Raw genomic sequence first — 26,536 nt, forward strand, 5'->3', positions numbered from 1 at the left:
TCAGTTGCGGCCGGTGAGCCGCTTGAATCGGTCGCCCATACCCCAGCGGGTCACCAGCAGCATCGACTCGATGATGATCCGTCCTGACATCTTCGACTTGCCTCGGGTGCGGTCACGGAAAATTATGGGCGTTTCCACGACGCTGGCTCCTTCACGCGTCATCCGGCGGACGAGTTCGGTCAGGAATGCGTAGCCCTCGGCCGACGTGGAGGTGGGGTCGATCTTGGCTAGCGATGTGGCCCGGTATGCCCGGTAGCCGCTTGTGCAGTCCCGAGCGGCGACGCCGAGGATCGAGCGAGTGTAGGCGTTACCCCAGCGCGACAGCAACTGGCGACGGACCGGCCAGTCGGTTGTGCCGCCACCGATGACGTAGCGAGAGCCGATCACGATGTCAGCACCGTCGGTAATCAGCCGAACGAAATCGGGAATCCGACTGGGGTCGTGCGAAAAGTCGGCATCCATCGAAATGATGATGTCGTAGCTGCCGCCGAGCACTTCGTTGAATCCCGCTCGGTACGCACTCCCGAGACCGGCTTTGCCCGGGCGGTGCATGACGTCGATCCGACCGAGTTCTTCGGCCAAACGATCGGCAACCAACCCAGTTCCATCGGGGCTGTTGTCGTCGACGACAAGGATGTCGGTGTCGGGCGAGGCCTCACGAACGGCGCGCAGAAACGGCTCGATGTTCTCTGCTTCGTTGTAAGTCGGAAGCACCAGGACGCTACGCATAACGGCTGCAATCTACTGCGCAGTCTCGGCGAGCACGCGCAAGATGCCCAGCGCCGATGCATCCCATGTCATGGAACGAACCCTCGCCTCGGCCGCTGATGCAAGCTGGTTGCGGAGATCGTGGTCGGCGACCAGTCGAGCAATCGCATCACCGAGGTCTGGTGGCTCAGCGAGAATGCCCGTCACTCCATCGACCACGCTGCTGCGGTGGCCACGGATGTTTGTTGCCACCGAAGCGGTGCCACAACCTGCTCCCTCAGTGAGGCTCAGGCCCCAACCTTCGGCGAGCGAAGCACTGACAACGAGCCAAGAACGACGGTAGAGGTCGACCAGATCTGCCTGATCAACGCGCCCGGTGAACTGAATCCATGCCCCAGCGCTGAGGTCATTCACCTTGGCTTCGAGTGCTGCGCGAGACGGCCCATCACCGACGATCGTCAACGTCAGACCCGGCGTCGCAGCCCGCGCGATGACGGCAGCGTCGATCAGTAAGCCAAGCCTCTTGACCGGTGCGAGCCGGCACACGGCGACGAGTGAAGGATGTTCGCTCTTGCGCCCGCCGGGAGAGAACCGTGCATCGGTCCCGTTGGGAACCGCTGTCACGAGTTCCGGCCGAAAGCCAATTTCGAGCAGTTCTTCACGGGTGGCATCAGACGGCGTCACCGTCGGGCTGCGTCGGTAGAACGGTGGCGCCAAGCGCGTTTCGAGCGCTCGGCCACACGCCGCAAGCGGGCCTGGCAGCATCTGATCCCACATCGGTCCGTGGACGTGGTGCAAGAAAGTGATCCTTGGCTTGCGACACCAGATCGGCGAAAACCAGGGCACGCCGTTCCAGATCTCGACGAGCGCGTCGTACGGCCCCATCCGGTGCAACATCTCGGCGGCGATAGCCCGAGGGAAGACGGTGTACCTGCTCCCCCGTCGAATCACGTCGTACCCATTACGGCGGCTCACAGCCGGCTGACCAACGGCTGCCGACGTGCGATGCAGGACGTCGAAACCGGCCGCGGCCCAACGCGACATGAACTCGTCGGCGTGCACTTCAGACCCGCCACCATCAGGGTCGTCGAGGTCACGCCACGCCAATGTGTGGATCCGACGGATGCCTCGCTCATGAAGCCGGCCGGCGATCTCACCAAGTTCGCGAAGCTCGTCAACAGACACGGCAGGGACGATAGGCCCATTACTGCAGGGCCGTGTGGATACCATCGGGTCGCTTGCTGGACGTAACCGACCATTCCGAAGACGACTTCGATTCCGACCCGACCGATGTCGGTCAGGTCGATCTCAACGCGGCCGAATCTGGGCCGGACGAATCCGTTCCGTTCGTCCTTGGCGGTCGTCCCCATCGATCGCTCAAGGGCACGCTCTCGCTGCTGGCGCTCTTCGCGTTCACGATGCTGCCGGTCCGAGGCCTGTATCGCGGCACTGGCTCGTCGTTGGAAGAAGGCTTCATGCTCGTCTTCCCCAGGCTCGTTCAGCAGGGGAAGGTACCGAATGTCGACTTCTTGCACCTGTACGGTCCTGGCTCTCTCGAGGTGCTCGCCGGCTGGTACTGGGTGTTCGGGTACACGCTGGAGGCGCAGCGCACGTTTGGGCTGCTGCAGCACCTCCTGATCATCTTCGGGCTCTACACATTGACTCGGGCGTGGGGCCGGATAGCAGCAGTCGGCGCCGGTATTGTGGCGGCGCTCCTGATTATGACGCCGATTGGACTGTCGGCGTTGGCCTGGCACGGCGCTGTCGGCATGGCTCTGTGGGCTGTCGTCTTCGCGGTGAGGGCGCGCACGACGGCTGCACGCTCTGACTGGGTGATTGCCGGCCTGATCGGCGGGTTCGCGCTGTCCTTCCGACCCGACATGGCCATCGCCATCTCGGTTGCACTCGCCGGTGCGGCATGGGCACAACGGCGACGGGCTGCTGTGCCGCTGATCGGTGCTGGCATCGTCGGGCTCATCCCAATGTGGATTCACCTGTTCGTTGCTGGGCCGGGCCCCGTGATCGAGGGCTTAATCATCGACCCGGTGTTCAATCTCCGCGCCGGCCGCGAGCTCCCAACCCCGCCATCGTTCGACCGGATCGACGGCGCACTGCAGGCCATCGCCGAGGGTGACCCTCCCTGGTGGGGCCTACCGGCACTCGCCCCCAACCACCAGCTCTTCTTCTGGTTCTTCGCCGTCTTCGCAATCGCCATTGCTGTGCCAGTCGTCGCCTGGCGAAACATCGGCAGTCGCAACCCGCAGCAGCGTGGTGTGCTCGTCGCAGCAGGCCTCCTCGGTCTCGGCATGCTCCCTCAGGCGCTGCAGCGCCCCGACTCCACACACCTGGCTTGGGTGGCTGTTGTCTCGTGGCCGCTGTTAGTGGTCGTCATTGTCGACCTGATACGGAACCGTGCGCCTCGTTCGGATGTGAAATCGCACGTTGCACCGCTTACTGCTGTTGCGTCGTTGCTTGCACTGCTGTTTGTGGTGGCGCCGTTCTACACGTATCGCACGTATTTGCTCCATACCCGGGTGACTGTCGGCAACCTGCCACTGCCGTTTCTTGTCGAGCGAGAGGGACGTCGGTTCTGGTTCTCTGACCCAATCGTCACCAACGCGTTCAACGACCTGATCCCCGAACTCGATGCCATCAGCAACCCCGGCGATTCCTTGATCGTCGGCACCGCCGACCTGAGCCGCACGGTCTACAACGACGTGTCGATCTACTTCCTGTTTCCCGAACTGGAACCGGGCACGTACTTCATCGAGATGGACCCCGGCCTCGCTGATGCCGAGGGGTCTGGGCTGGCCGAAGACATTGCTGAAGCCGACTTTCTCGTGCTGACCAATGTGTGGTCGGGATGGGCCGAACCGAACGAATCGGTGACCCGACAGAGCCAAGAACACAACCAGGCCGTTGCCGACAACTTCTGTCTTCGCTCACAGTTCGAAGACAACTTGGTGTTGCTCTTCGAGCGCTGCGAGGGCGGAGGAGGGATCAGCGGCGCCGACGTCCTCGGCACCTATCCGACGATCCCGGTTCCCGAGCCCACTGCAGTTGGCTGAGCACTGCACTGCCGTTCTGGCCCTGGCGTCGAGCGCGTTCGAGCGTCAGCTATCGAGCTTGCGCCACACGAAATCGGGCGCGAACTTCAGCAAGCCGAACACGCCACGTAGCTTGGCGGGCGCCCACACGACGCTCGAACCCTTTTTGAGCCCGTTGGCGACGGCTTTGGCGACGACCGACGCATCGATGGTGAACGGGGCCTCTTCCATCCCCTCGGTCATCGACGAGCGAACGAAGCCCGGCCGCACGGTCATCACATTCGCTCCGCTGCCGTGCAGTGCATGGCCCAGGCCGGTGGCGAATGCGTCCTGGCCGGCCTTCGTCGAGCCGTACACGAAGTTCGAGGCACGGGTCCGGACGCCCGCCACGCTCGAGAGCACCACGAGTGTGCCGTGACCCTGCTTGCGGAGTTGCGCTGCCACAGCCAACCCCGAACTGACGGCACCGGCATAATTGACTGTTGCCAGTTGGGCAGCGGCAACCGGATCGCCGCCGACGTCGAGGCCGAGTTGGCCGAATGCCTGAACGACGACGTCGAGGTCGCCGTGTTCAGCTGCGACGGCCTCGATCATCGGAGCGTGTGCTGCGTGGTCGGTTGCATCGAAGGTCACCGTGGCGACATTGACGTGGTCGGCGAAGCCGGTGGTGTCAGCCGAGGCAGCGTCACGGCACGCGAGCACGACGGTTTTGAGGGCCGGCGACGACAGTTCGCCGACGATTGCACGAGCAATGTCGCTGTTGCCACCGAGGACGAGGATGGTCTGAGGTTGGTTGATCGCGTTGTTCATGGTTCGCCTTTCTAGCGGTTCAGGTCTGGCAGTTCAGATCGCGGTGTGCGTGCCAGGTCAGAGTAAGTCGAGGCGGCGGGCCAAATCGCTGGCCCATCGGCTGTTTGGATCGACGTTGCGCCGAATGGCTTTCCACTCATCGAGACGCGGGTATCCGGCGCGCACCACTGCAGGAGTGAGCTGCGCGTCTTTGGCGAGGTAGTGCCGCCCGCCGACGGCGAGGATCATCTCGTCGAGCTCGTTGAGGAGTGCGTCAAGGCCGTCGACGCCCGAAGGGACGTCGATCGTGAGCGTCCAGCCGGAGGTCGGAAAGCTCAAGTAGCCACCGCTGCCGGGGCCGAACCGTTTGAGCACGTTGACAAAGCTGGCGTGCCCGTGTGCTGCGACTTTCTCAACGATGGTCCGCAGGGTGTCGATGGCGTTGTCGGGCACGACGAACTGGTACTGAATGAAGCCGTTGCGGCCGTAGAGCCGGTTCCACCAGCCCACCATGTCGAGCGGATGGAAGAACCCCGTGAGCGTCTCAGTGTGATGCTGGAGCTTCGGTGTCTTGCGATACCACAACTCGTTGAACGCTTTGATGGTGAGCTTGTTGAAGACGTTCGGTAAACCTGATGGGATGTCAGCCAACGTCGGTGGCGAATACGCCAGCGGATCCGTTGCTTGCTTCGGGTTCATCGCGCGGAGTTCGTCGAGCGAGGCGTGGTTGGCAGATGCCAGGAGTGCACGACCGAGGCTTGAGCCCGTGGCACACAGGTCGATCCAGGCAACCGAGTACTGGTACAGATGGTCGCTCGCGATCATCTTGTCGATCAGCGTGTCAAAGTCGGGCACTCGCTCGTTGGTCACAACACAGTGACGGGTTTCGATCGCGATCAACGAAAAGGTCGCATCGAGGATGATGCCGGTGAGGCCCATGCCGCCAACCGTTGCCCAGAACAGGTCGGCGTGTTCCCCCGTTGGGCGCAGCGATCGCTGGGTGCCATCGGCGAGGAGCATGGTCAATTGCTGGACGTGTGAGCCAAACGAACCGTCGACGTGATGGTTTTTCCCGTGGATGTCAGCAGCGATTGCCCCGCCGACCGTCACGAACCTTGTGCCGGGGGTGACGGGCACAAACCAGCCGAGCGGAATGATCTCGCGGAGCAACGTGTCGAGGCTGATGCCTGCGCCGACTCGTACGGAACCTCGTGCGCTGTCGACTGCGATCTCGCCATCGGAGATCCGAACGACGACGCCACCGCCATTTTGCGCCGGGTCGCCATATGACCGACCCATACCGCGAGCGATAATGCCGCGGCCCGAGTGGTCGAGTTGGTCCAAGACACCGGTTTGGGTCAGCTCATCGGCACTGATGTCGACCAACGAAGCCACCGACGGCGACGTTCGGCCCCAGCCGGTAAGTGCGAGTTGTTCGGAATTCACGAAGCGCCAATGTTATCGGTGGTCAGTAGGGCCATTCGGGCACATCACGACCGAAGCGGCCCAACACCTTGCCCACCCCGAGCGACAGCACGACTTTGAGCCCGAGATTCTTGGCGAACCATGGGAGTTGGGCCAGTTGACGCAGCGAGTTCTTTACTCGGCCACGGACGCCGGACAGGTCAGCGCGATAGATCGTCATCGACCGAGAGCGGCCGACATACCGCCAACGTGGCCCGAAGGCGAGGTGACGGAGGATTGCCATCGTCACGCCAATCGAAGAGAACGAGTCGTGGATGAGCATGGTGCCGCCGTCAGCGACCTTGTCGCCCCACGACCGGATGTCGGCAAGCGCCGGGCCATACCGGTGCGCACCGTCGACATAGAGCACCTCGATGCTGCCCTGAACGTCATGCAGTGCGTCGTCGGAGAACGAACGGAGATGAGTGACACGATCGGTGACCCCCGCAGCGGCCAGGTTGGCGTTGAACTGGTCGTGATCGCTCGCTGCTTCGTCGACAAAGCCGTCGATCTCCTGTGGGCCGCGATCGTTACCAGCATGCGGGTCGATGGCAATCACGTCGACCGACGGATCAGCCCCCGATGCCAACACAATGGTCGAACGGCCCTGGAAGCTACCGATCTCGACGATCCGTCCGCCCGCCGGGCAGTTGACTGCCGAGTCATACAAGGTGGCCGCTTGGCCAGGAGTCATCCAGCCTTCGACGTCGGCAACGAGTGCCATGACGTCAGTGAGCGGTGGTCGGGTCGGTTCGGACATGGGACAAGGATGGGTTCAGGCGGTGTAGACCGCAACCCCGTAGACGATGATCCAAGCCAGCCCGAGGAACTGCAGGACGCGGTCTTTTGCGAACACTTCTTCGGGGGCGCCGCCACCGCCCTGTTCGAGCACGAGGAGATACCGGAAGAGCGCCGTCAGCATCGGCACGATCGAGAGCTCATAAAATGGAAAGTCGAATGATGAACCAGACATCGCTGCACTGGCTTCACTGGTCTCAAACGCCCAGACGCAGTAGCTCAGCAGCGCTGACCCACAGCTCACCGACAGCAGAATGCGGAGGTAGCCAACCGAGTAGGAATCGAGTGTCGCCCTCGTGCCAGCGCCCTTGCCCATCTCGTTGAGTTCGGCGTAGCGCTTACCGACAACGATGAAAAGTGAGCCAAAGGTGATGCACAGAACGAACCAACGCGACATCGGTACGTCAACAGCGACGGCACCAGCTGCGGCCCGCAGGACAAAGCCGGATGCCACGGCGACAAGGTCGACCACCGGAATTCGCTTGAGGCCGAGGTTGTAGGCGAAGTTGACAACGAGGTACAGGCCGACAATCGCCACTGTCTGCCACCGCCCGGTGAGCGCGGCAACGCCGAGCGCAGCACCCGGGATCGCAACGCACGCCACCCGCGCCACGTTGAGCGGGACATCGCCGGCAGCGATGGGGCGTAGCCGCTTCTTCGGATGCTTCCGATCGGCTTCGACATCGATCAGATCATTGAGGAAGTACACACCTGCTGACGCAAGGCAGAACGACACAAATGCGAGCACCGTCAGGCCGAACGGTCGGCCCTGATTCAGTACGCCCGCTGCACCGGGTGCGGCGAAAACGAGAACATTCTTCAACCACTGTTTGGGCCGCGTTGTGCGGATGATGCCCGAGATCACGGCACGACGGTAGCGGCCCGGAGTACTACTCCCCGATGATCCCCTGCCCATCATCTCTCCACCGGCGACAGGCGGCCGGGATCCGGCGAGTCGCACCGCGTCGAAAATCTAGCGTCTGACGGCGCGAAGCCAGGCGGGTGAGCCCGATCCAACGTAGACGGCGGTGTCGGAGTCGAGCAGGAGTTCTCGGTCGCCTGTCGAGTCGCCATACGCCGTGACATGCACATTTGCTCGGCCGCCGTGGTGCTCGTCGAGCCACTCGCTGAGGCGACGGACCTTTTCGGGTCCGCGACAGTTCGGCCCGAGCAACTCGCCGGTGAACGTGTCGCCATCGGTTTCGAGTCGAACGGCCAGCACATCGTGCGCTCCGAGGAGTGCAGCGAGCGGCCGAAGATACACCTCAAAGCTAGCCGACACGAGAACGATCTGGTCGCCAGCTGCTGCATGGCGACTCATTGCTGACCACTTGTCAGGGCGCAAACCCGTTGCAAACACCTCAGCGGCGAATACGTCAGCGAGTTGCTGCACTTCGTTGACATTGCGGCCGGCGAAGGCCGCATGGGCACCGAGCGCCTTCAAACGATCTCGATCTCGGCGAACAACTGCCGGGATGGTCTGGCGAGCCCCGCGTGCGAGCTGCGTGGCAACCAGTCGAACGCCGGCGACCTTGCGGATGAACGGAACGACGCAGTCGCGCCGCGTCAACGTTCCATCGACGTCGAACGCAGCAATTCGGAGCATGGTCAGGTCCTTACGAGTGACGTGCGGGGATGGCGTCGAGCGCTTCCCAGAACGCCGGCCAACTCTTGGACACGACCGACGGGTCGTTGACTTCGATGCCATCGACGACGAGGCCGAGTACACCGAAGGCCATACCGAGACGGTGGTCGTGGTGTGTGTCGAGCACGGCACCGTGCAACATGTCGGTCGGCACGATCAGTAGCCCGTCGTCTTCGACGACCACCTGTGCGCCCGTCTTGTTCAGTTCCGCTGCGAGGTCGCCGAGGCGATCGCTCTCTTTCTCGCGGATGAAGCCGACACCGGTGATTCTGGTCGGCGTGACTGCTTGCGTGGCGACGACCGCCATCGTCGGCACCAGGTCCGAGATATCGGCCATGTTGATGTCGATACCGCGCAGCGGCGTATCGCGACGCCGCATAACGACCATGTCGCCGGCACTCACGGTCGCCGTGCACCCCATCGAAACGAGGACGTCGATGAACTTCGCATCACCCTGTAGAGCGTCATAACCGAGCCCCTTGACGCTCACTGCGCCACCAGCGACTGCCGCCGCGGCAAGCGCATAGCTGGCCGATGAGGCATCGGGTTCGACCGTGTAGTCGGTGCCGAAGTAGCAGCTCTCGCCGACGTGAATGGTGCGTTCCGAGACGTCGACGTCATCGACACCGAATGCCGCCATGACCGAGCGGGTGATATCGACGTACGGCCGCGACACCAGTTCGGTTGACAGCCCGAGGCGCATTCCCCGACGGATGTACGGGGCGACCATCATCAGGGCCGACACGTATTGACTCGAAACGTTGCCTGGCATCATCACGGCGTCGGCACCGCCAAGCGGGCCTGACACAGTGACCGGCAGGTGTCCCCATTCCTCACCGGGCTCGATACGCGCGCCAAGCGCTGCAAGCGAGTTGTGGAGCGGTGCCATGGGGCGGGCTCGTAGCGGCGGGGCACCGTCGATCACGTACGGACCGGCTCCCAGCGCCGCCAGCGCAGTGATGAAGCGGGAGGTGGTTCCGGCAAGACGGGTCTGGAGGCTGATCGGGCCGTCGGGAAGCACCCCGGCGTTACCGGTGATCGTTGCAACGAGCCGCTGATCGCGTTCGGTGACGTCGATAACCACGCCGAGTCGTTCGAGGCAGTCGAGCATGGCGGAGGTGTCGTCGCCAGGAGCAATACCAACAATTTCGCTTTCGCCTTCGGCGAGTGCAGCGCAGATCAGCGCACGGTTGGCAATGCTCTTCGAGGGCGGCACAACAACGTCGGCGATGACTGGCCCGTCGGCACGACGAACCCTCCGTCGGTCGGGGACCTCAAGCGTCATGACAGGGCCTGCACAGAGGGCCGAAACCCGCGAGCGATAAGGCCGCCACGGAAGATCTCGGATTTGGTGCTGTCGATCAACACGACCGCAACGCCACGGTTGCTCTCGGCCACATGGACCACCTCGAAGTTGGCAATGTTGACGCTGAGTTCGGCAGCGAGAGTGAACAGCTCGGCTGCCGAACCCGCACGGTCAGGAATCGGGACCCGCACTTCGGCGAGGTCTTCGGGATGCACCACGCGAGTCGGCAGGTTCGTTCGAGCGTCACGTGCTGCTTGCAACGTGGACCGCAGTGTTTCGTGGTCGTCTGTGGCGATCAGGTCGCGTACGTTGCTCAGTCCGGCGATGAGTTCGCTGAGCGCTGACGTGATTGCGGTCTTGTTCTCGGCACAGATGTCGATCCAGATGCCCGGCTGACCGCTGGCCACACGCGTCATGTCACGGAAACCGCCAGCAGCGAGCCGCAACAGTGCGGCATGTTCTTCAGAACGTGTGCTGGCCAGACCCATCAACGTGGCGGCCGCGAGGTGCGGCACGTGGCTCACAACTGCAACAAGCTCATCGTGGCGCTCAGGGCTCAGTGCAACAACGTCGGCACCGAGCGAAGAAATGATACCGTTGACCTGGGCAAACGTGGCGTCGTCGCTGCCCTCGAGTGGGGTAAGGACCCACACCGCGCTGTTGAAAAGGTCGGCCTGCGCTGCATCGATGCCATCGAATTCGCTGCCTGCCATTGGATGCCCACCGATGAATCGGGGGTCGTTGACCGATCGACATACCGGGGTCTTGACGCTGCCGACATCGGTGACCGTGCCCGTGGTCTCGGCGAGGGCTCGCTTGACCTCTTCGGTCGTCGAGCGGACAGGCACGGCAACGAAGGTGATCTCGGCGCCGACGTCGAGGCCTGAAGCGTCGATGATTCCACGATCGAGGGCTGTCGATACCGTTGGTTCGCGGGTGTCGTCGCCCGACACTCTCCATCCGGCGCTCTTCAGTGCGAGAGCAATCGAGCCGCCAATCAAACCGAGTCCGATCACATTGGCCCGTTGCTGCACGGGGCTCGAGGTCATAAAGGGGAATCGTACTGCGACGTCGAATCCGCAGCTGGTCGAGTTGTTGATGCGATCGTCTCGATCATCTCGCGACGCTCGGCAGCAGTGAGTTCACGCCAGTCCCCCGGCTTCAGCGATGTGTCGCTCAGCGGCCCGATCCGGGTACGAACGAGACGCGTCACCGTGTGACCGACGGCCTCGCACATCCGACGGACCTGTCGGTTGCGACCCTCGTGGATCGTGAGACGAAGCGTGCCTGGTTGGGGCTGCGACACTCTGGCTGGGGCCGTGACACCGTCTTCGAGTTCGACGCCGTCACGCAAGGTTCGAATACCTCCCGGCGAGACAGTTCCGCCGTCGACCTGTGCAAGGTATTCCTTCTCGACACCATGTGACGGGTGAGCAATACGATTGGCGAGGTCGCCGTCATTGGTCAACAGCAAGAGCCCTTCGGTGTCGGCATCAAGCCGACCCACCGAGAAGACGCGCGGCTCTTGCGGAACGAGCTCGATGACCGTCGGGCGACCGTGTGTGTCTTTACTCGTCGTGACGACGCCACGCGGCTTGTTGAGGAGGTAATAGACGAGACCGGGGCGCACCCCGATCGGCGCACCATCGACTTCGACGGTGTCGTTGTCAGGGTCGACTCGGCGACCGAGGATCGCGACCTCGCCGTTGACCGTGACGCGCTCTTCGGCAATGAGTTCCTCACAGACACGACGACTTCCCCAGCCGGTCGACGCCAGCACCTTCTGAAGCCGCGTGCCCTGGTGGAGATGAGAGTTCTTTTCGGCCAGCTGTTCCCAGAGGGGCGGCTCGAACCCGGCGTCGTCAGTCACTGCGCATCGGCCCCTTCGTGGGCATCTTCAGGAGCGTCGTCGGCGATGGGGTCGGCTGCGTGCAGCACCGCAGTCGGAGCGACCTCGATCTGCGGAGTGACTCGCAGACCGTGTTCGAGGAGTTCGATGACGTCCGCACCGGGAATGAACTCGGCAATGGCCGGCAAGTTATCGAGCGAATCGAGGCCGAGTTTCTCCAGAAAGACGTCCGTCGTACCGAACAATATTGCCTGGCCAGGTCCGTCATCTCGGCCGATCTCTTCGATATAACCGCGCGCCGCCAACGTCCGAATGACGCCGTCGGGATCAACACCGCGAATGGCACCGACCTGGGCCCGCGAAATCGGCTGCTTATACGCAACGATGGCAAGTGTTTCCAACGCCGCGCCGGAGAGTCGAGCGCGTTGGTCGTGGAGCAGGAAGCGCTCGACGTACGGCGTGAGATCCGCCGCTGTCTGGTAACGGAATCCACCGGCGACTCGGACCAGTTCGAACCCGTTCTCGGCCCCTCGATAGGTCGCCGCGATTTCTTCACACCACTGATCGACGAGTGTGGCCGGCTGCTCGATGAGCTGGGCCAGCATTTCCGGAGGCACCGGGTCGTGAGCAACGAGGATGATGGCTTCGATCGCTCGTTTGAACGCAGCGATCTGATCCTCGACCGGCACGAGAATCTCGTCGGGGAGGCTGTTCTCAGTTTCGGGCGTGCTGGTTTCGGGATACGGGGCCGCTGGGGCGTCCGGGTCTGGTGGGTGAAGTTCGGTCATGTCAGCCCTCGTAGGCGTCGATCAGGATGGTGTTGGTGTCGAAGTCGTCGCCCATCGTCCAGACGACGTCGATGTCGCCGAACCGCTCGGACTGATTGAGTTCGATGGCACCTTGCTTGAACAACTCGAGCAACGCGAGAAACCGGACGATCACGTCGATCCGGTCAGCGAACTGAGCGGTGAGCTGACGGAACGAGATGCGGCCGGCCCGCGGGAGTTCGTCGATCAGTTCCGACACTGCATCAGCCACCGTGATCTTGATCGGATCAACATGAAACAGATCGACGATCGGCTTCGGCCGCGGCGTGAGCGCCTTAATTGCAGCGTTCTGGAACCGCTTGAGGCTGGTGCCTTCGAGCATGTCAGGCACGACGTCGGCGAAGCGTTCGTCCGGACCAATAACACGCGGAAACGTCTTGTCGGCTTCTTCAGCGAGTCGATCGAAGACCGATGCCACGTCTTTGAACGTCTTTGCTTCGAGCAGGCGCGCCAGCAGCATGTCGCGTTCTTCCCACAGTGCGAACTCCTCATCGAGGTCGCCATCGCTCATGTTTGGGAGCAGACGGCGGGCCTTCAGGTCGACAAGCGTCGCCGCGATCAGCAGGAAACTGGTCGCCACATCGAGATCAAGGACCTGCATGCGGTCAAGTTCGCGAAGAAAAGCGTCGACAATCGTCGAGAGATTGATCTCGTAGATGTCAACCTGCTCTTTAAGAATCAGCTGCAACAGCAGATCGAACGGCCCCTCATAGACCGGTGTTGCAACGTCTACCATCTGAACAAACGATACAGAAGGCACAGGGCGACCAGCGGTATCGTCTGCGACGTGACCGACATCGATCCGACGACTGCTCCGACGACTGCTCCGACGACTGCTTCGACGACTGCTCCGAAGCCACGCGTGTTGTCGTGTATTCAGCCCACCGGCGATCTCCATCTCGGCAACTACCTCGGAGCGTTGCGCAACTGGGTCAACGGTCAACACAGTTCTGATGCGTTCCACGGAGTCGTCGATCTGCATGCCCTCACGGTGACTGACACACCTGGCCAAGTCGGTGCTGCGACCCTGCGGACCGCTGCGATGTTGTTCGCCATCGGCCTTGACCCTGAAGTGGCGACCGTCTTCGCCCAGAGCCACGTGCCCGAACACAATCAGCTCGGCTGGGTCATGGAGTGCACCGTCAGCTACGGCGAGCTGTCCCGTATGACCCAGTTCAAAGACAAGTCGGCCAGGCGCGAGCAAGACTTCATCAGCGGTGGGCTCTTCACCTATCCGGCGCTCCAGGCCGCCGACATTCTCCTGTACGACACCAATCACGTACCAGTCGGGGAGGACCAGCGCCAGCACATCGAGATCACCCGCGACGCTGCGGTGCGATTCAACCACCGTTTCGGCGACACCTTCGTGATTCCTGAGGCAGTGACGCCCAAGGCAGGCGCACGCGTGATGAGCCTGCAAGACCCAGGGTCAAAGATGTCGAAGTCCGACGACTCCGACGCCGGCTGTGTGTATCTCGTCGACGACGCCAATGCCGTGATGAAAAAGTTCAAGCGTGCGGTCACCGACTCCGACACCGGCGCCGATGCCGTGCGATTCGACCGCGAAAATAAGCCTGGCGTGAGCAACCTGCTCGAAATTCACGCTGCCGTCACCGATCGCACACCCGAGGCAGTTGCCGACGAGTACGAGCAGTACGGCGCCTTGAAAGTCGCCACCGGTGAAGCGGTCCTCGCTGTCCTCGACCCGATTCGAGTCCGATACGCCGAACTGATGGAAGACCGCGGCGAGCTCGCTCGGCTGCTGCGGGTCGGTGCAGGCCGAGCACGCGAAGTAGCAGCAGCAACCGTCGAACGTGCATACGCCAACATCGGCATGCTGCCTGCGTGAACATGTGCTGCGCCTGAACGAACTCGACCGACGGGTCATCGCTCTCGCACTTCCTGCCCTCGGAACCCTTGCTGCCGAGCCGCTGTATCGACTCGTCGACACCGCGGTCGTCGGCCGGCTTGGCACCGACCAGCTCGGTGGGCTGGCCATTGCAATTTCTGTGCTCTCGCTCGTTATCGCAAGCAGCAACTTCATCACCTACGGCACCACGGAGCGCGTCGCTCGTCGGCTGGGCGCAGGGAATCCCGCCGACGCTGCGAATGTCGGGGTGCAGGCACTGTGGCTGGCCGGCACAGTCGGCGTGCTCGCAGTGCCGGTCCTGATCGGCTTCGCCCATCCGTTGACGGCTGCGCTCGGTGCCGACGGCGAAGTCGCCGTTTTTGCTGTGGAGTACCTCCGCATCGCCGCGCTCAGCGTGCCGTTCGTCGTGGTTTCACTTGCGGCCCAAGGTGTGCAACGCGGGTCATCCGACTACCGAACCCCGCTCGTGATCCTCGTCTGTTCGAACATTGTCAACGTGGTGGTCGAGTTGGTTCTCGTCTTCAGGTTCGACATGGGCATTGCTGGCGCCGCATGGTCGACCGTGGTTGCCCAGATCGGTGCCGGCGTGGTCTTCCTCGTCGTGATTCGTCGACGCCTCGTCGACGCCACGCAGTGGAGGCCCAACTGGGCCGAGATGACACCGCTCCTGACCGCTGGGCGTCATCTGCTGCTTCGTGTCGCCTCGATCCTCGGCGTGTTCACCGGTGCAACGGCGATTGCTGCGCGCATCGATGCACCGACGCTGGCCGCCCACCAGATCGTCGTGACCATGTTTCTCTTCCTCGCCCTGGTCCTCGACGGCCTCGCGGTGCCGGCGCAGACACTCATCGCCGAGGAGTTGGGTCGAGACACCGGCGCCGCTGGCACCACCGCCGCGCTCGATCTGGCGAGGCGGGTCATTCGCTTGTCATTGTTCGTTGCGGTTGGGCTCACTGGGCTGGTTATGGCCTCTGCCCCGCTGGTCGCTCGCGCCTTCAGTAACGATGATGCCGTCATCAGCCGCGCAACGAGCGGCCTGTTCCTACTTGGCGCACTGCTGCTGCCCGCTGCTGTGGCATTCGCGTGCGACGGCATCCTGATCGGTGCCGGCGACTACCGCTTTATTGGCCGTGCGGCCTTCGCGTTCCTGTTATCCGTGCTGCCGATCGCCGTGCTCGTCCTCGCAACGAGGTCACTCGGCATCGTTGGGATCTGGCTCGGCCTGTTCGGCTGGGTGTGCCTCCGAGCAGGAGTGAACCGTCAGCGCGTTGAACGAATTTTGCAACCAGCCGCCACGTAGCGCTCAGGCATGGTCGGAGCGATTCAGGCTCTTGATCGCCGGACCGCAGCCAGCAATCAGTTCGATCGTTGCGACCTCAGAGCCGACGTTGGCCGCCATCTCGGCGCCGATTGCTTCATGGTCGTGATATGCGGCCAAGCGTTTGCCACGCGGGCCGATAAGGGTGCCCACAACTCGGCCGAACGTGCCAAGTCGGCACTCGATCTTGCCCACGTCGTGGAGCAACGCGCCGGCGATTTCGGGCACGGTTGCATCGGGCCGATCCTCGACGAAGCGTTGAGCTACCGCGATGCTGTGGCGGCGATCTTGATTGCTGAGCTGCACCCAGAGCGACCGCTCCCCCTTGGTCAAGTGATCATCTGCCCAGATCTCGTTGGCAACCGATGGTGGGGTTCCGGGCAACGACGAGACGAAGCGAGCAATCAGGTGCCACCACTTGACCGGGTTCAGCAGCATCGACGCCATCAGTGCAGTGTGGCCCGGGGATGGCTCGACCGATACACGTCCCACAGACGTTCCTGGCTGACCCGCGTGTACACCTGGGTCGTCGAGATCGATGCATGACCGAGCATCTCCTGCACCACGCGCAGATCCGCTCCGTGATCGAGGAGGTGGGTGGCGCACGAGTGGCGCAAGATGTGCGGCGAAAGTTGATCAGTGATACCGGCCCGCTGGCCGTACTTTTTAACGACCAACCAGGCCGCTTGTCGAGTCAGCCGACCACCGCGAGTGTTGAGGAAGACCGCCTCTGCGTCGCCCCGACGTTTCCACTGTGTTGGGATGAGACGGGCCCGGCCTGACGTGGAAAACCATTCGTCACAGGCGCGTGCTGCGCTCCCCCCAAATGGCACGATCCGTTCTTTGGCACCTTTGCCATAGAGGCGGACCAGGCGATCGTCGAGGTTGATATCACCAATCGAGAGCCCGACCGCCTCAGAGATCCGGGCACCGGTGGCGTAAAGCAACTCGAGAAGAGCACGATCGCGATGGTCGGCTGGCGCGGTGCCGATCACTGCGTCGAGCAGGCTGGTGACTTGCGCTTCGTCGAGTGGCTTTGGAATACCGGATGGGACGCGCACGCCTTCGAGGTCGGCGGCCGGATCGTCTGGACGTTCCCCCTCGATCGCCAGATACCGGTGCAGCATGCGGATCGCTGCAAGCTGGCGTGCAATCGAAGACGTCGCCGCTTCAGATGCACGACGTCCGGCGACAAACTCGACGAGTTCGCCATGGGCAACATCGAGCACCGTCTGTTCACGGCTGCGCAGCCATGTCCAGTACGCAGCGAGATCACGCCGATAGGCCGCCAACGTGTTCGGTGAGCGGCCCTTTTCGGCAACCATCCACGACAGGAACTCCTCGACCTCAATCGGGAGTTCGACACGCGCCATAGCGGCTCAGGAAGCGTCGGCGGAGCGCAGCCGTCGTTCGGCGAGCAGCAGACCCGTGACTGTCTTGGCGTCGCAGATCTCGCCGGAGTCGATCATCGCAAGTGCGTCGACGAGGGGTATGTGGAGGATTTCCATGTAGGCCTCTTCGGGGCCCTGGCGATCAGTGGCGGTGGGAGTGCAGTTCGTTGCGAGATAGATCGACATCACCGAGTCGGTCATGCCCGGCGAGGGATACGTCTCGGCGAGCAGTTCGAGGTTGCCAGCGATCAGGCCAGCCTCTTCGATGAGTTCTCGACGCGCGACCTCGGCGGTGTCTTCGCCGGCGATGTCACGCATCCCGGCTGGGATCTCGATCACGACGGCGTCGTAGGGCGGGCGGTACTGCTTGACGAGCACGGTGGACGCATTGCCCTCGGCATCGAACACCAGTGGAACAACGCCGACAGCACCCGGAGAGCGCACGATGTCACGGGTGAACCGTGTGCCGTCAGGTGCAATGAACTCGGCGACCGCGACGTGCCAGACGTAGCCCTGGTAGGCCAGCGACTCGCTGACTCGCTTAAATTCAGACATTGCTCAGGTCAGTGACGGTTCGGGCGACGCCGGGACGACAGGTGACTCGTCGGATGACGTGGCAGTGCGCCGCTCGAGTGCCGCAGCAATCAGTTCACGGAACAGCGGATGCGGCCGGTCGGGACGGCTCTTGAATTCGGGATGCGCCTGCGTGGCGACCCAGAACGGATGACCTGGCAGTTCGATGAACTCGACCAGGCGACTGTCTGGCGACGTTCCGGAGCACCAGAGGCCGTGCTCTTCGAGCTGGCTGCGGTACTGCTCGTTGAACTCGTAGCGATGACGGTGGCGCTCGGAAACGACCGGCTCGCCGTACGCAGCTGCGACCTGCGACCCGGCAGCAAGCACCGCGTAGTAGGCGCCCAGGCGCATCGTGCCGCCCTTGTCTTCGATGCCACGTTGGTCGAGCATTAGGTCGATCACAGGGTGGTGGGTGGTCGGATCGAACTCGGTCGAGTTCGCGTCGGTCAGGCCGACAACGTTGCGGGCATAGTCGATGGTCATCGCCTGCAGTCCGAGGCAGATGCCAAGACACGGGACGGCCTCCTCTCGCGCATATTTGGCAGCGGCAATCTTGCCTTCGACACCGCGTGAGCCGAAACCGCCGGGAATGACAATTCCGTCGAGATGGCTCAGTTGGCCAGCAGCGAGAAGGCCTTCGACATTCTCGGACTGGATCCATTCGATCTCGACGTCAGCACCGTGGTGGAAGCCAGCGTGCTTCAAGCTTTCGACGACCGACAAGTAGGCGTCGGGAAGCTGGATGTACTTGCCAATGAGACCGATGCGGACCGGCTTGACGGCGGCTTCGACCTTCTTCACGAACTGCTGCCAGTACGTGAGGTCGACTTCGCCCTCGATGCGCAGCACGTCACACACGAAGTCGTCGAGGCCCTCGTCGTGGAGAATGAGTGGGAGCTCGTAGATGTTGTTGGCGTCGGCGGCATTGATGACGGCACGTAGCTCGACGTCGCACATGGCCGAGACCTTGCGCTTCAGGTCGTCGCTCAGCGGCTCCTCGCTGCGGCACACGATGACGTCTGGCTGGATGCCGCGGCTCCGGAGTTCGGTGACCGAGTGCTGTGTCGGCTTGGTTTTCTGCTCGCCAGCTGGGCCGATGAACGGCACGAGCGTCACGTGGATGTAGCACACGTTGTCACGTCCGACCATGTTGCGGAATTGGCGGATCGCTTCGAGGAACGGGAGGATCTCGATGTCGCCAACGGTGCCGCCAACCTCGGTGATGACGACGTCGACATCGTTGCGCGCCACACGCTCGACGCGGCGTTTGATTTCGTCCGTGATGTGCGGGATGACCTGAACGGTCTTGCCGAGGTAGTCGCCGCGTCGTTCGGCAGCGAGGACCGACTGATAGATCGAGCCAGTGGTGGCGTTCGAGTTGCGCGACAGATTCTCGTCGATGAAACGCTCGTAGTGACCGAGGTCAAGGTCGGTCTCTCCGCCGTCGTCGGTGACGAAGACTTCACCGTGTTCGAACGGGTTCATCGTGCCCGGGTCAATGTTGATGTACGGGTCGAGCTTCTGGAGCGTGACGCGTAGCCCTCGATGCTTCAGCAGCCGACCCAATGACGATGCAGTGAGGCCCTTGCCAAGAGAGCTGGCAACTCCTCCTGTCACGAAAATGTGCTTGGGCATTTCAGACCTCCGTCAGAGAACAACACGACGGAAAATCACCATACCCCGCTTCGCAGAGCCTGAGGGCTCTCTTGCGCCGAAATTTCATGTCAGTAGTTCTCGGGCGTGCTCGAGTGCCGAGTCGGTCGACTTGCCGGACAGCATCCGAGCAATCTCTTCGACCCGCTCATCACCCTCGAGCCGCTTGGCCGAGGCAAAGGTTGCGCCCTTCCTGACCTTCTTCGACACCGAGATCTGTGACTCTGCGGCAGCGGCAACCTGAGCGAGGTGCGTGACCACGAGAACCTGGTGGTGACGGCCGAGCCTGGCGAGGGCGTCGCCGACAGCTTGTGCGGCCTCTCCCCCGATGCCGGCGTCGACTTCGTCAAACACCAACGTGTCATGGCCCGAGGTGCCGGATGAGGATGCGGATGCTTCGGAAAGCACGAGCCGCAGCGCCAGCATCGCTCGCGCGAGTTCACCGCCAGATGCCACGCGGTTGAGCGGGAGAACCGGTGACCCTGGGTTGGCGGCGAGGAGGAACTGGACGCGATCGCCTGGATGGTCGTCAGCGTGCTCACCTACTTCGACCGCAATCGCCGCATTCGGCATCGCCAGCGTCCGTAACCGCTGTTGGACGGCTGCTGCCAGTTTCGGCGCCGCCGCTCGACGGGCACTCCCGACAGCTTCGGCCGCGGCGCGTTCCTCGATCAGGGCCGACTGTCGTTCGACGTCGAGCGCCGCAGCGTGCTCGTCGAATCTTTCGAGTTCACGCAAACGGTCTTCCGACTCGGCATGAAAAACCATCACGGCACTGAGACCGTCGCCGTACTTGCGTTGCAGATCCTTGAGCAATTGACGCCGCTCGCGAAGTTCGGTGAGGCGTTCGGGCGACTCGTCGATCGCGTCGGCGACGTCACGCAGTTCTGCGATCAGGTCGTCGACTTCGGCGAGCACCTCGTGCAGCCGAGTTGCGTGGCTGACGTATGGCTGGCGCCCGTCGATCGCAGCAAGTGCGTTGCCCAGAGAATCGCGAGCACCGTCATCGTCAGCGAGTAACCCATACGCCGTCGTGCCGCCCTCGCGGTGCGCCGACGCGTCAGCGAGCACGGACTCTTCGGCGTCGAGCACGGTGTCTTCGCCAGCGTCGACGATGTTTGCCGCGTCGAGTTCGTCGACCTGATAGCGCAGAAGGTCCATCTCGCGAGCACGGGCGCGTTCGTCGCCGCCCAATGCCGCAAGGCCGGCGTCGATCTCGGTGAGGCGTCCTCTGGCTGCGCGGAGCGGTGCGAGATCGACATTTCCGTAGGTGTCGAGGGCCGCGCGTTGCGTGGCGGTCGACAAGAGGTGCTGATGGGCGTGCTGTCCGTGCAGGTCGACGGCATCGGCTGCGGCATCGGCAAGCAGCGTCACGGTGGCGAGCCGACCATTGACGTAGGCCCGCGACCGCCCAACGGCTGGGACCACTCGGCTCAGAATTGTTTCGGTGCCATCAGCAGCCACGAAGCGCCCGTCGACCCGTGCTTCTGCAGCGCCATAACGCACGATCGACGCATCGGCTCGACCGCCGACAAGCAGCTCGATCGCATCGACCAACATCGTCTTACCAGCGCCGGTTTCGCCCGTGAGAGCAGTCAGCCCGGCTCCGAGTATGAGTTCGAGGCGTTCGATGACGCCGAGGTTCTCGATGTGGAGTTCAGTCAACACGAAACCCAGTATTGCAACCGAGTGTCACAGAGTTGCGGATTCAATCGAACTTTTGTTCGATTGATGCAGTGTCCCTGCTGCTTGCTACTTGCTACCTGCTACTCGCTAACGGTCGGCGAGACCGAACTTCGCCTTCAGGATCTGATGGTAGCGATACGCGCCGAACCGGACGAAGTTTGCGGTGACATCCGACGGAATGCACGTGACGATGTCACCGTCGTCAAGTCGCGTCACCGGCTGGCCATCGATGGCCAACGCGGCGCGCCGGTGGCCCGAAACCTCAATCTCGACGATTTCGGACGGGTCGAGCACCAGCGACCGATCGAAAAGCATGTGCGGCGACACAGGCGTCAGCAGAACTGCCCGGTGACGGGGCGACACGATGGGGCCGCGCGCAGACAACGAGTAGGCAGTCGAACCGGTCGGAGTCGCAACGATCAAGCCATCGGCCGCGTAGTGCGTGAACGGCTCGCCATCGATGCGTGCGAGGAGCCGGATGGTGTGGCCGGACTCGCTCTTTTCGACAACCGCCTCATTCAGCGCACGCCCTGCACGCACACCGTTGACCGAGACATCGAGCATCATCCGATCGTCGATGCTCCACTCCCCTGTTTCCGGTCCGGCAAAGAACTTGGCGAGCGCATCGGCGAGGTTCTCGGGCTCAACTTCGGTCAGATAGCCGAGCGAACCCAGGTTGACGCCGAGGAGCGGGGTCGCTGCCCCGTCGAGGAGACCGACGCTGCGCAGCATCGTGCCGTCGCCGCCGAGGCTCAGGACGACGTCTGCCTCGGCAACGGGGCGGCGGCTCCGGTGCTCGGCGAGGTCGAGCGCGTCGGCGTCTTGGGTTGGCATCCAGAAGTCGTGGCCGTGCTCCGAACACCACGCTGCCGAGAAAAGGGCGTGCGACCGCGCCGTGCCTCGTTCATGGTGAGCAACGAGTGCGACACCGCTCACTCCGTGACTTCCGTGACTTCCGTGACTTCCGTGACTTCCGTGACTTCCGTGACGGGAGCTGTGACCCACACCAGGAATTCCACGTTGCCATCAGCGCCGGTGATCGGCGAGACGGCCCAGTCGACGATCGAGCAGCCTGACGCCACGAACGCGTCGGCGACCTCACCCTTCACGCGTTCGTGAATGGCCGGGTCGGTGATGATGCCGCGCCCTTTACCCACCTCGGATCGGCCAGCTTCGAACTGCGGTTTGACAAGCATCACCATGGGGGCTTCAGGTTGGCACACCGAGACCAGTGCGGGAATGACCAACGTCAGTGAGATGAACGACAGGTCACCGACGACGATGTCGACGGGCCCGCCGATGTCGTCGGCACTGATGTGGCGAACGTTGGTCCGCTCCATGTTGACGACGCGGTGATCGGCACGGAGTCGTTCATGGAGTTGGCCATGGCCGACGTCAAGCGCGACGACCTGGCGAGCGCCGCGCTGCAGGAGACAGTCAGTGAATCCGCCGGTCGATGCCCCGGCATCGAGTGCACGGAGACCCGACACGTCAAGTTGAAACCGTTCGAGCGCGCCTTCGAGCTTCTCAGCGCCCCGACCGACGAATCGTGCGGGCGGCCCTTCGATGATGACAGCGTCACCTGGAGCGACCTGGCGCGAACCCTTGTCGGCAATCGAACCGTTCACCAAGACACGGTTGGCCGCGATCATGGTCTGCGCTTCGGTACGGCTGGACGTGAGTTCACGACGGACCAGCTCGGCATCCAGCCGACGACGGGGCGCCATGACGTCAGATCAGTCCGAGCGTGCGGAACGCTTCGTGGCGATCTTGCGAACGCCCGACGATCCAACCGCTGCCGACTTCTTGGCGGGGGCCTTCTTCTTGGCGGGGGCCTTCTTCTTGGCTGCCGACTTCTTGGCTGGAGCCTTCTGCTTGGCTGCCGACTTCTTTGCTGGAGCCTTCTTCTGAGCTGGAGCCTTCTTCTGAGCTGGGGCCTTCTTGGTGGCTGGGGCCGTGGTGGCTGCTGCCTTCTTCTTGTCGTTGGCCCCGACGCGGTCAGCGAGCTGCTCAGCAAGATCTTCGAAGCGATCTTCCAATTCGTCGAAACGTTCCGACATCCAGCCGACCTGCTTGGCAACTTCGCGCTGCACCGCCTCGGCGACCTTCTCCGTGGTTTCTTTGCCGCGCTCGATCAGCTGCGTGATGACCTTGTCGGCCTCACCCTTTTGCACATCGCCCGCCTTGACGAGCTTCTGGACAATTTTCTCGGCTTGTTTTCGTGTCGGCTCAGCGAATTGCATGCCGGCGTCAATCAGCTTCTGAAGAGGTGAAGTTGCCATTCCCCCAGCGTACTCGTCGGGCATTCGTCCTTGCTCGGTTCAGTGCTGCGGCAAGAAGGAGTGCTCAGGCAAGAAGGAGTGCAGCGAGGGCAGCGAGATCCGGAAGGTCGAAGTCGATGACCAGACCGTCGAGGCCCGCCAGGTCGTTGACCGGGCCGTTCACCCCGGATCGGACAAGCGCGAAGCGGCAGCCGATTCGAACAGCCATGAGGCCGTCGGTCTCCGGCCGATCCCCGACCATCACCGCAGTGGCCGGGTCAAAGGGAGCCTCGTCAGTCGAAAGGTGCTGGGCAATTGCTCGGGCCATCGGGGCGTGGGGCTTGCCAGCAATCGTCGGTACGGCGTCACCAGCCGTGGCGACCGCAGCCAGAATCGAACCTCCACCGGGTTCGAGGCCACGCGGTGTGGGATATGTGCTGTCGGAGTTGGTGCCGACGAGTCGGGCGCCGGAGTGGATCGCAGCAGCGGCAGCCGCGAGCCGTTGATAGTCGAAATCGCGATGCAGCCCGACCAGCACGGCATCGAACCCGCCATTGCGACCATCGACCGTGCCGTCGTTGACCACCGCAATCGCTCCGCTCGCTTCGACCGCCTCGACCACCCCTGGCCCGCCAGTCACGAGAACACGCTCACCCGGCTCAACGAGGAGCGCCGCTGCCACCGCGGAGCTGATCACCTCACCGACAGCCGGAATACCGATGGCTTCCAGCGACGCCTCGTGCTCGGCGATCATCGCTGCCGAGTTGTTCGTGACGAAGACGACGCGGCGGCCAGCTGCACGGAGGGCGGCGATGGCTTCAACGGAACCGGGAATTGGTTCATGGGCCAACCAGACCACTCCGTCGAGGTCGCACAGCACGGTCTCGATCCGATCGATGGACACAGGCTCGATTCGCATCTCGGCATCGTGGCAGATCACTGGCATGCTTGAGGGGTGCCACGCTTCACTCCGTTCCCTGCACTGCGCTACGCCGATCGCCAGATCGACGACCTGATCGCTCCGCCGTATGACGTCCTCTCCCCAACCGATATCGACGACTTGAACAATCGTCATCAGTTCAACATCACCCACGTCGATGTCCCACGCGAGTCCGACGGCGCTGACCGCTATGACCAAGCCGGCAAGATGCTGCGCGAGTGGATCGATGCTGGCGTGCTTGAGTTCGACGATGCTCCGACGTTCACGATCTACCGGATGCGCTTCACCGATGCCACGGGCGCGGCCCGCGACATTGCTGGCGTTCTCGGTGGCCTCGAAGTCGTTGATGAAGGTGCCGGCGGCGTTTTGCCGCACGAACGAGTCACGCCCAAGGCCTCGACTGACCGCCTCGACCTGACACGTGCAACCGGGGCCAATATGTCACCGGTATGGGGTCTGTCACTCGCCGATGGCCTGACCGACCTGCTCGCCGAGCCTGGCGAATTGCTGTCGTCGGTGACCGTTGAAGGTGTCGAACACATCATCGAGCGCGTTGCCGACCCCGAGCGCGTTGCGGCGATTGCTACCAAGGTCGGTTCGGATGACGTACTCATCGCGGACGGCCACCATCGCTACGGCATCAGCCGGACGTTCCGGGACGAAGTGCGTCGCCAAGGCCTCGCCGGATCGCCTGCCGAAGACACGCTGGCATTCGTCAGCGAATTGGTCGCCGACCAGCTCAGCGTCGAGGCCATCCACCGCCTCTACACCGACATCTCATACGACGATCTGGTCGCCGCACTCGACACAGCGTTCGTTCGTAGCGATGCCGGCACGCCGTCGGCTGCAACGTTGGCGGAGATGAACGAACGGGGCGCACTGTGTCTCATTGGACCCAATGGCAGCGGCCAGTGGCTCACACCGAAGGACGGTGCTTTTGATGGTGTTCGCTCACTTGATGGCGCCTGGCTTGAGCACGTCCTTGCCGACACGCCGCACAGCGTCACGTACCAGCACGGCGTCGAGCATGCCGTCGAAGCCGCGACCGGTGGCCGCGCAACAGCTGCAGTACTGATCCGTCCGGTGAGCGTTGCCGAAATCGAACGCACCGCTCGCGAAGGGCTGCTGATGCCACCGAAGTCAACGTTCTTCACGCCGAAGCTGCGCACCGGACTCGTCGTCCGCAGCGTCAGCTGAGTCAACGTTCGGCTCACTCAGCGTTCGGCGCGGTGGATCGCCTTTGCGACAACTTTGAGAACGTCAGGGTCGATACCGAGCCCGCAGTGGCTGCTCTGGACTTCGACGTTGTCGGTGGCCGGATCGGGATCAACGCACGCCTGCCAGGACACGACGCCGTCGTGGCGGCTGTAAATCGACGTGATTGGCCGCGTGATGGGCCGAGAGGACCGTTCGAGGATCTGTTTTTCGATTGCGTCTCTGAGCGGCGACTGCTTACCCAGTGAGGTCGACGTGCGCCGAGCCCCCAAACCAGTCACCTTGTAACCCAAGCTACGTAGGTAGGAGCGCAGGAGAAGCGTCGATTCGTACCGAAGCCTGGCAAGACCAAGACATGGCGACCTTCACCGCGCTGCTGGCGCGACACGCTGAGGGCATTGAGCGCAAGCCGCATTGGTTCGCGTGCAACACGCAGTTCGCGTATGCGGCCAAATTGATCGGAAGTCGGGGATTTCCGTCAGCGCCATGAAGCCAGTAGCACCACGACATAAACACTTGTCCACGTAGGCCCCATCACCTGTCGTCATCAGCCTGTCAATGATTCCGCTGCTTGAGCAAACAGCAATCGCACGGTCTTGGCACGACGGCCGGGTACGACACGTTCCGCAATCAGTTCGGTCCGGCTCTGTGTGGCGCCACCCGACCGGAAGAATCGGCGCTCAACTCTCCCGAGGACCGCCACATCAGCGCCGCTGACGAGCGTGGCAAGAACGGCGCTACTCGGTTCGTGCAGTGCCACCGGGACCGACGCGTTGACGGTGCGTCCCTCACGCTCGACCGATGTCGAGACATCGAACTGCGCAACATCGGTCCCAGCTGGCAATGCTCGAACAACGGCGTCGTTAATGATCGTGCCATGGATGACGGCGAGATTGATGTTCATGGTTTCCTCCACATGCGCTCGGTTTTGCAGTGGGGAGAGTCGGTACGGCCAATCGTAGAGATCGCCTGTCACAGAGGGCGCCGGCCCAGGCCGTTCTGCAACATTCAGGCGTTTGAACGAACAGTGGAGATGAGTTATTGTCCGCTCCACAACGAGGGAGCGAACGATGGGTAAATTCACGGTAAAAGAAGATGGAAACAACGGTTCCGTCGAGGTCAAACCGGACGAAATTGTCCGCACCCATACGAGACGCCTCCGACGCGACGACGAAGTGCGCATCCCGATGCGA

27 protein-coding genes are annotated in these 26,536 nt (G+C 62.8%); 4 read left to right on the forward strand and 23 right to left on the reverse strand.

The genetic code is table 11. The features are described from left to right. Together ACH2EI_RS17760 and ACH2EI_RS17765 are read right to left on the reverse strand one after the other, a co-directional pair. Nucleotides 1-729, reverse strand: a complete 729-nt coding sequence (locus ACH2EI_RS17760; RefSeq protein ID WP_395154396.1) for a polyprenol monophosphomannose synthase — start codon at nt 727-729, stop codon at nt 1-3. 12 nt (nt 730-741) lie between these two features. After that, nucleotides 742-1,893 carry a glycosyltransferase family 4 protein gene (locus ACH2EI_RS17765; RefSeq protein ID WP_395154395.1) on the reverse strand — a complete coding sequence of 384 codons (1,152 nt, stop codon included), beginning with the start codon at nt 1,891-1,893 and terminating at the stop codon, nt 742-744. Nucleotides 1,894-1,946: 53 nt separating this feature from the next. Between ACH2EI_RS17765 and ACH2EI_RS17770 the strand changes: the two genes are divergently transcribed. Then, nucleotides 1,947-3,776 carry a hypothetical protein gene (locus tag ACH2EI_RS17770; protein ID WP_395154394.1) on the forward strand — a complete coding sequence of 610 codons (1,830 nt, stop codon included), beginning with the start codon at nt 1,947-1,949 and terminating at the stop codon, nt 3,774-3,776. 45 nt (nt 3,777-3,821) lie between these two features. On the opposite strand, the gene ACH2EI_RS17775 is transcribed toward ACH2EI_RS17770, so the two are convergent. From ACH2EI_RS17775 to ACH2EI_RS17820, 10 genes are all read right to left on the reverse strand, one after another. Further along, on the reverse strand, nt 3,822-4,565 hold the full coding sequence (locus tag ACH2EI_RS17775) for an SDR family NAD(P)-dependent oxidoreductase (protein ID WP_395154393.1): 744 nt from the start codon (nt 4,563-4,565) through the stop codon (nt 3,822-3,824). Nucleotides 4,566-4,622: 57 nt separating this feature from the next. Then, entirely contained in the window at nt 4,623-5,990 is a 1,368-nt protein-coding gene (locus tag ACH2EI_RS17780) for an FAD-binding protein (RefSeq protein WP_395154392.1), read from the reverse strand. Nucleotides 5,991-6,012: 22 nt separating this feature from the next. Then, nucleotides 6,013-6,768, reverse strand: coding sequence for a class I SAM-dependent methyltransferase (locus tag ACH2EI_RS17785; protein WP_395154391.1), 756 nt, complete (start codon nt 6,766-6,768; stop codon nt 6,013-6,015). A gap of 15 nt (nt 6,769-6,783) precedes the next feature. After that, nucleotides 6,784-7,671: a decaprenyl-phosphate phosphoribosyltransferase gene (locus ACH2EI_RS17790; protein WP_395154390.1), complete on the reverse strand. Its 888-nt coding sequence runs from the start codon at nt 7,669-7,671 to the stop codon at nt 6,784-6,786. Nucleotides 7,672-7,779: 108 nt separating this feature from the next. Beyond that, nucleotides 7,780-8,412 (reverse strand): HAD-IB family hydrolase, encoded by a 633-nt coding sequence (locus ACH2EI_RS17795; protein ID WP_395154389.1) that lies wholly within the window; start codon nt 8,410-8,412, stop codon nt 7,780-7,782. A 10-nt stretch (nt 8,413-8,422) separates the two neighbouring features. Further along, nucleotides 8,423-9,736, reverse strand: a complete 1,314-nt coding sequence (aroA, locus tag ACH2EI_RS17800) for a 3-phosphoshikimate 1-carboxyvinyltransferase (RefSeq protein ID WP_395154388.1) — start codon at nt 9,734-9,736, stop codon at nt 8,423-8,425. Then, the gene (locus ACH2EI_RS17805) at nt 9,733-10,806 is read right to left on the reverse strand and encodes a prephenate dehydrogenase (RefSeq protein WP_395154387.1); all 1,074 of its coding nucleotides are present in this window, start codon (nt 10,804-10,806) and stop codon (nt 9,733-9,735) included. Before ACH2EI_RS17805 ends, aroA begins: the two co-directional genes overlap by 4 nt. Further along, a complete protein-coding gene (locus tag ACH2EI_RS17810) occupies nt 10,803-11,627 on the reverse strand; it encodes a pseudouridine synthase (protein WP_395154386.1) in 825 nt (274 codons plus the stop codon). Before ACH2EI_RS17810 ends, ACH2EI_RS17805 begins: the two co-directional genes overlap by 4 nt. Then, nucleotides 11,624-12,394, reverse strand: a complete 771-nt coding sequence (scpB, locus tag ACH2EI_RS17815) for an SMC-Scp complex subunit ScpB (RefSeq protein ID WP_395154385.1) — start codon at nt 12,392-12,394, stop codon at nt 11,624-11,626. Before scpB ends, ACH2EI_RS17810 begins: the two co-directional genes overlap by 4 nt. A 1-nt stretch (nt 12,395) precedes the next feature. Beyond that, nucleotides 12,396-13,169 carry a segregation and condensation protein A gene (locus ACH2EI_RS17820; protein ID WP_395154384.1) on the reverse strand — a complete coding sequence of 258 codons (774 nt, stop codon included), beginning with the start codon at nt 13,167-13,169 and terminating at the stop codon, nt 12,396-12,398. 60 nt (nt 13,170-13,229) lie between these two features. Here ACH2EI_RS17820 and trpS point away from each other — a divergent pair, with 60 nt between their 5' ends. Together trpS and ACH2EI_RS17830 are read left to right on the forward strand one after the other, a co-directional pair. Further along, nucleotides 13,230-14,282, forward strand: coding sequence for a tryptophan--tRNA ligase (gene trpS / locus ACH2EI_RS17825; RefSeq protein WP_395161014.1), 1,053 nt, complete (start codon nt 13,230-13,232; stop codon nt 14,280-14,282). A 4-nt stretch (nt 14,283-14,286) separates the two neighbouring features. After that, complete coding sequence (locus ACH2EI_RS17830; protein WP_395154382.1) at nt 14,287-15,603, forward strand: MATE family efflux transporter; 1,317 nt, start codon at nt 14,287-14,289, stop codon at nt 15,601-15,603. 3 nt (nt 15,604-15,606) lie between these two features. Here ACH2EI_RS17830 and ACH2EI_RS17835 read toward each other — a convergent pair whose 3' ends face one another. The 9 genes from ACH2EI_RS17835 to ACH2EI_RS17875 all read right to left on the reverse strand — a co-directional run bounded on the left by ACH2EI_RS17835 (nt 15,607) and on the right by ACH2EI_RS17875 (nt 24,107). Further along, a complete protein-coding gene (locus tag ACH2EI_RS17835; RefSeq protein WP_395154381.1) occupies nt 15,607-16,068 on the reverse strand; it encodes a hypothetical protein in 462 nt (153 codons plus the stop codon). Continuing rightward, nucleotides 16,068-16,994 (reverse strand): site-specific tyrosine recombinase, encoded by a 927-nt coding sequence (locus ACH2EI_RS17840; RefSeq protein ID WP_395154380.1) that lies wholly within the window; start codon nt 16,992-16,994, stop codon nt 16,068-16,070. Before ACH2EI_RS17840 ends, ACH2EI_RS17835 begins: the two co-directional genes overlap by 1 nt. A gap of 6 nt (nt 16,995-17,000) precedes the next feature. Further along, a complete protein-coding gene (locus tag ACH2EI_RS17845) occupies nt 17,001-17,567 on the reverse strand; it encodes an NUDIX hydrolase (RefSeq protein ID WP_395154379.1) in 567 nt (188 codons plus the stop codon). Between the two features lie 3 nt (nt 17,568-17,570). Beyond that, complete coding sequence (locus ACH2EI_RS17850) at nt 17,571-19,223, reverse strand: CTP synthase (RefSeq protein ID WP_395154378.1); 1,653 nt, start codon at nt 19,221-19,223, stop codon at nt 17,571-17,573. 84 nt (nt 19,224-19,307) lie between these two features. After that, a complete protein-coding gene (recN, locus tag ACH2EI_RS17855) occupies nt 19,308-20,909 on the reverse strand; it encodes a DNA repair protein RecN (protein WP_395154377.1) in 1,602 nt (533 codons plus the stop codon). A gap of 105 nt (nt 20,910-21,014) precedes the next feature. Continuing rightward, entirely contained in the window at nt 21,015-21,863 is an 849-nt protein-coding gene (locus tag ACH2EI_RS17860; protein ID WP_395154376.1) for an NAD(+)/NADH kinase, read from the reverse strand. Beyond that, nucleotides 21,860-22,654 (reverse strand): TlyA family RNA methyltransferase, encoded by a 795-nt coding sequence (locus tag ACH2EI_RS17865; protein WP_395154375.1) that lies wholly within the window; start codon nt 22,652-22,654, stop codon nt 21,860-21,862. The genes ACH2EI_RS17860 and ACH2EI_RS17865 overlap by 4 nt, the downstream gene beginning before the upstream one ends. A gap of 9 nt (nt 22,655-22,663) precedes the next feature. Then, entirely contained in the window at nt 22,664-23,209 is a 546-nt protein-coding gene (locus tag ACH2EI_RS17870) for a hypothetical protein (protein ID WP_395154374.1), read from the reverse strand. Nucleotides 23,210-23,273: 64 nt separating this feature from the next. Further along, a complete protein-coding gene (locus tag ACH2EI_RS17875) occupies nt 23,274-24,107 on the reverse strand; it encodes an HAD-IIA family hydrolase (protein ID WP_395154373.1) in 834 nt (277 codons plus the stop codon). A 36-nt stretch (nt 24,108-24,143) separates the two neighbouring features. Between ACH2EI_RS17875 and ACH2EI_RS17880 the strand changes: the two genes are divergently transcribed. Continuing rightward, nucleotides 24,144-25,325 carry a DUF1015 family protein gene (locus tag ACH2EI_RS17880; protein ID WP_395154372.1) on the forward strand — a complete coding sequence of 394 codons (1,182 nt, stop codon included), beginning with the start codon at nt 24,144-24,146 and terminating at the stop codon, nt 25,323-25,325. Between the two features lie 17 nt (nt 25,326-25,342). Here ACH2EI_RS17880 and ACH2EI_RS17885 read toward each other — a convergent pair whose 3' ends face one another. Then, nucleotides 25,343-25,624 (reverse strand): hypothetical protein, encoded by a 282-nt coding sequence (locus ACH2EI_RS17885; RefSeq protein WP_395154371.1) that lies wholly within the window; start codon nt 25,622-25,624, stop codon nt 25,343-25,345. Between the two features lie 266 nt (nt 25,625-25,890). Beyond that, nucleotides 25,891-26,247 (reverse strand): single-stranded DNA-binding protein, encoded by a 357-nt coding sequence (locus ACH2EI_RS17890; RefSeq protein ID WP_395154370.1) that lies wholly within the window; start codon nt 26,245-26,247, stop codon nt 25,891-25,893. Nucleotides 26,248-26,536: the final 289 nt, after the last annotated feature.

Source organism: Ilumatobacter sp. (assembly GCF_041688325.1).
In the GTDB taxonomy this organism is placed as follows: Bacteria; Actinomycetota; Acidimicrobiia; order Acidimicrobiales; family Ilumatobacteraceae; genus Ilumatobacter_A.

Excerpts from the sequence above, each read along its gene's own strand:
- ACH2EI_RS17875 (WP_395154373.1), bottom strand. The coding sequence starts at position 24,107 with ATGCGAATCGAGCCTGTGTCCATCGATCGGATCGAGACCGTGCTGTGC.
- scpB (WP_395154385.1), bottom strand. The coding sequence starts at position 12,394 with ATGACCGAACTTCACCCACCAGACCCGGACGCCCCAGCGGCCCCGTAT.
- ACH2EI_RS17805 (WP_395154387.1), bottom strand. The coding sequence starts at position 10,806 with ATGACCTCGAGCCCCGTGCAGCAACGGGCCAATGTGATCGGACTCGGT.
- ACH2EI_RS17775 (WP_395154393.1), bottom strand. The coding sequence starts at position 4,565 with ATGAACAACGCGATCAACCAACCTCAGACCATCCTCGTCCTCGGTGGC.
- ACH2EI_RS17870 (WP_395154374.1), bottom strand. The coding sequence starts at position 23,209 with ATGGCAACTTCACCTCTTCAGAAGCTGATTGACGCCGGCATGCAATTC.
- ACH2EI_RS17845 (WP_395154379.1), bottom strand. The coding sequence starts at position 17,567 with ATGTCTGAATTTAAGCGAGTCAGCGAGTCGCTGGCCTACCAGGGCTAC.
- ACH2EI_RS17840 (WP_395154380.1), bottom strand. The coding sequence starts at position 16,994 with ATGGCGCGTGTCGAACTCCCGATTGAGGTCGAGGAGTTCCTGTCGTGG.
- aroA (WP_395154388.1), bottom strand. The coding sequence starts at position 9,736 with ATGACGCTTGAGGTCCCCGACCGACGGAGGGTTCGTCGTGCCGACGGG.
- ACH2EI_RS17820 (WP_395154384.1), bottom strand. The coding sequence starts at position 13,169 with ATGGTAGACGTTGCAACACCGGTCTATGAGGGGCCGTTCGATCTGCTG.
- ACH2EI_RS17760 (WP_395154396.1), bottom strand. The coding sequence starts at position 729 with ATGCGTAGCGTCCTGGTGCTTCCGACTTACAACGAAGCAGAGAACATC.
- ACH2EI_RS17835 (WP_395154381.1), bottom strand. The coding sequence starts at position 16,068 with ATGGCGTCGATGCTGCTGAACCCGGTCAAGTGGTGGCACCTGATTGCT.
- ACH2EI_RS17785 (WP_395154391.1), bottom strand. The coding sequence starts at position 6,768 with ATGTCCGAACCGACCCGACCACCGCTCACTGACGTCATGGCACTCGTT.
- ACH2EI_RS17890 (WP_395154370.1), bottom strand. The coding sequence starts at position 26,247 with ATGAACATCAATCTCGCCGTCATCCATGGCACGATCATTAACGACGCC.
- ACH2EI_RS17795 (WP_395154389.1), bottom strand. The coding sequence starts at position 8,412 with ATGCTCCGAATTGCTGCGTTCGACGTCGATGGAACGTTGACGCGGCGC.
- ACH2EI_RS17850 (WP_395154378.1), bottom strand. The coding sequence starts at position 19,223 with ATGCCCAAGCACATTTTCGTGACAGGAGGAGTTGCCAGCTCTCTTGGC.
- ACH2EI_RS17865 (WP_395154375.1), bottom strand. The coding sequence starts at position 22,654 with ATGGCGCCCCGTCGTCGGCTGGATGCCGAGCTGGTCCGTCGTGAACTC.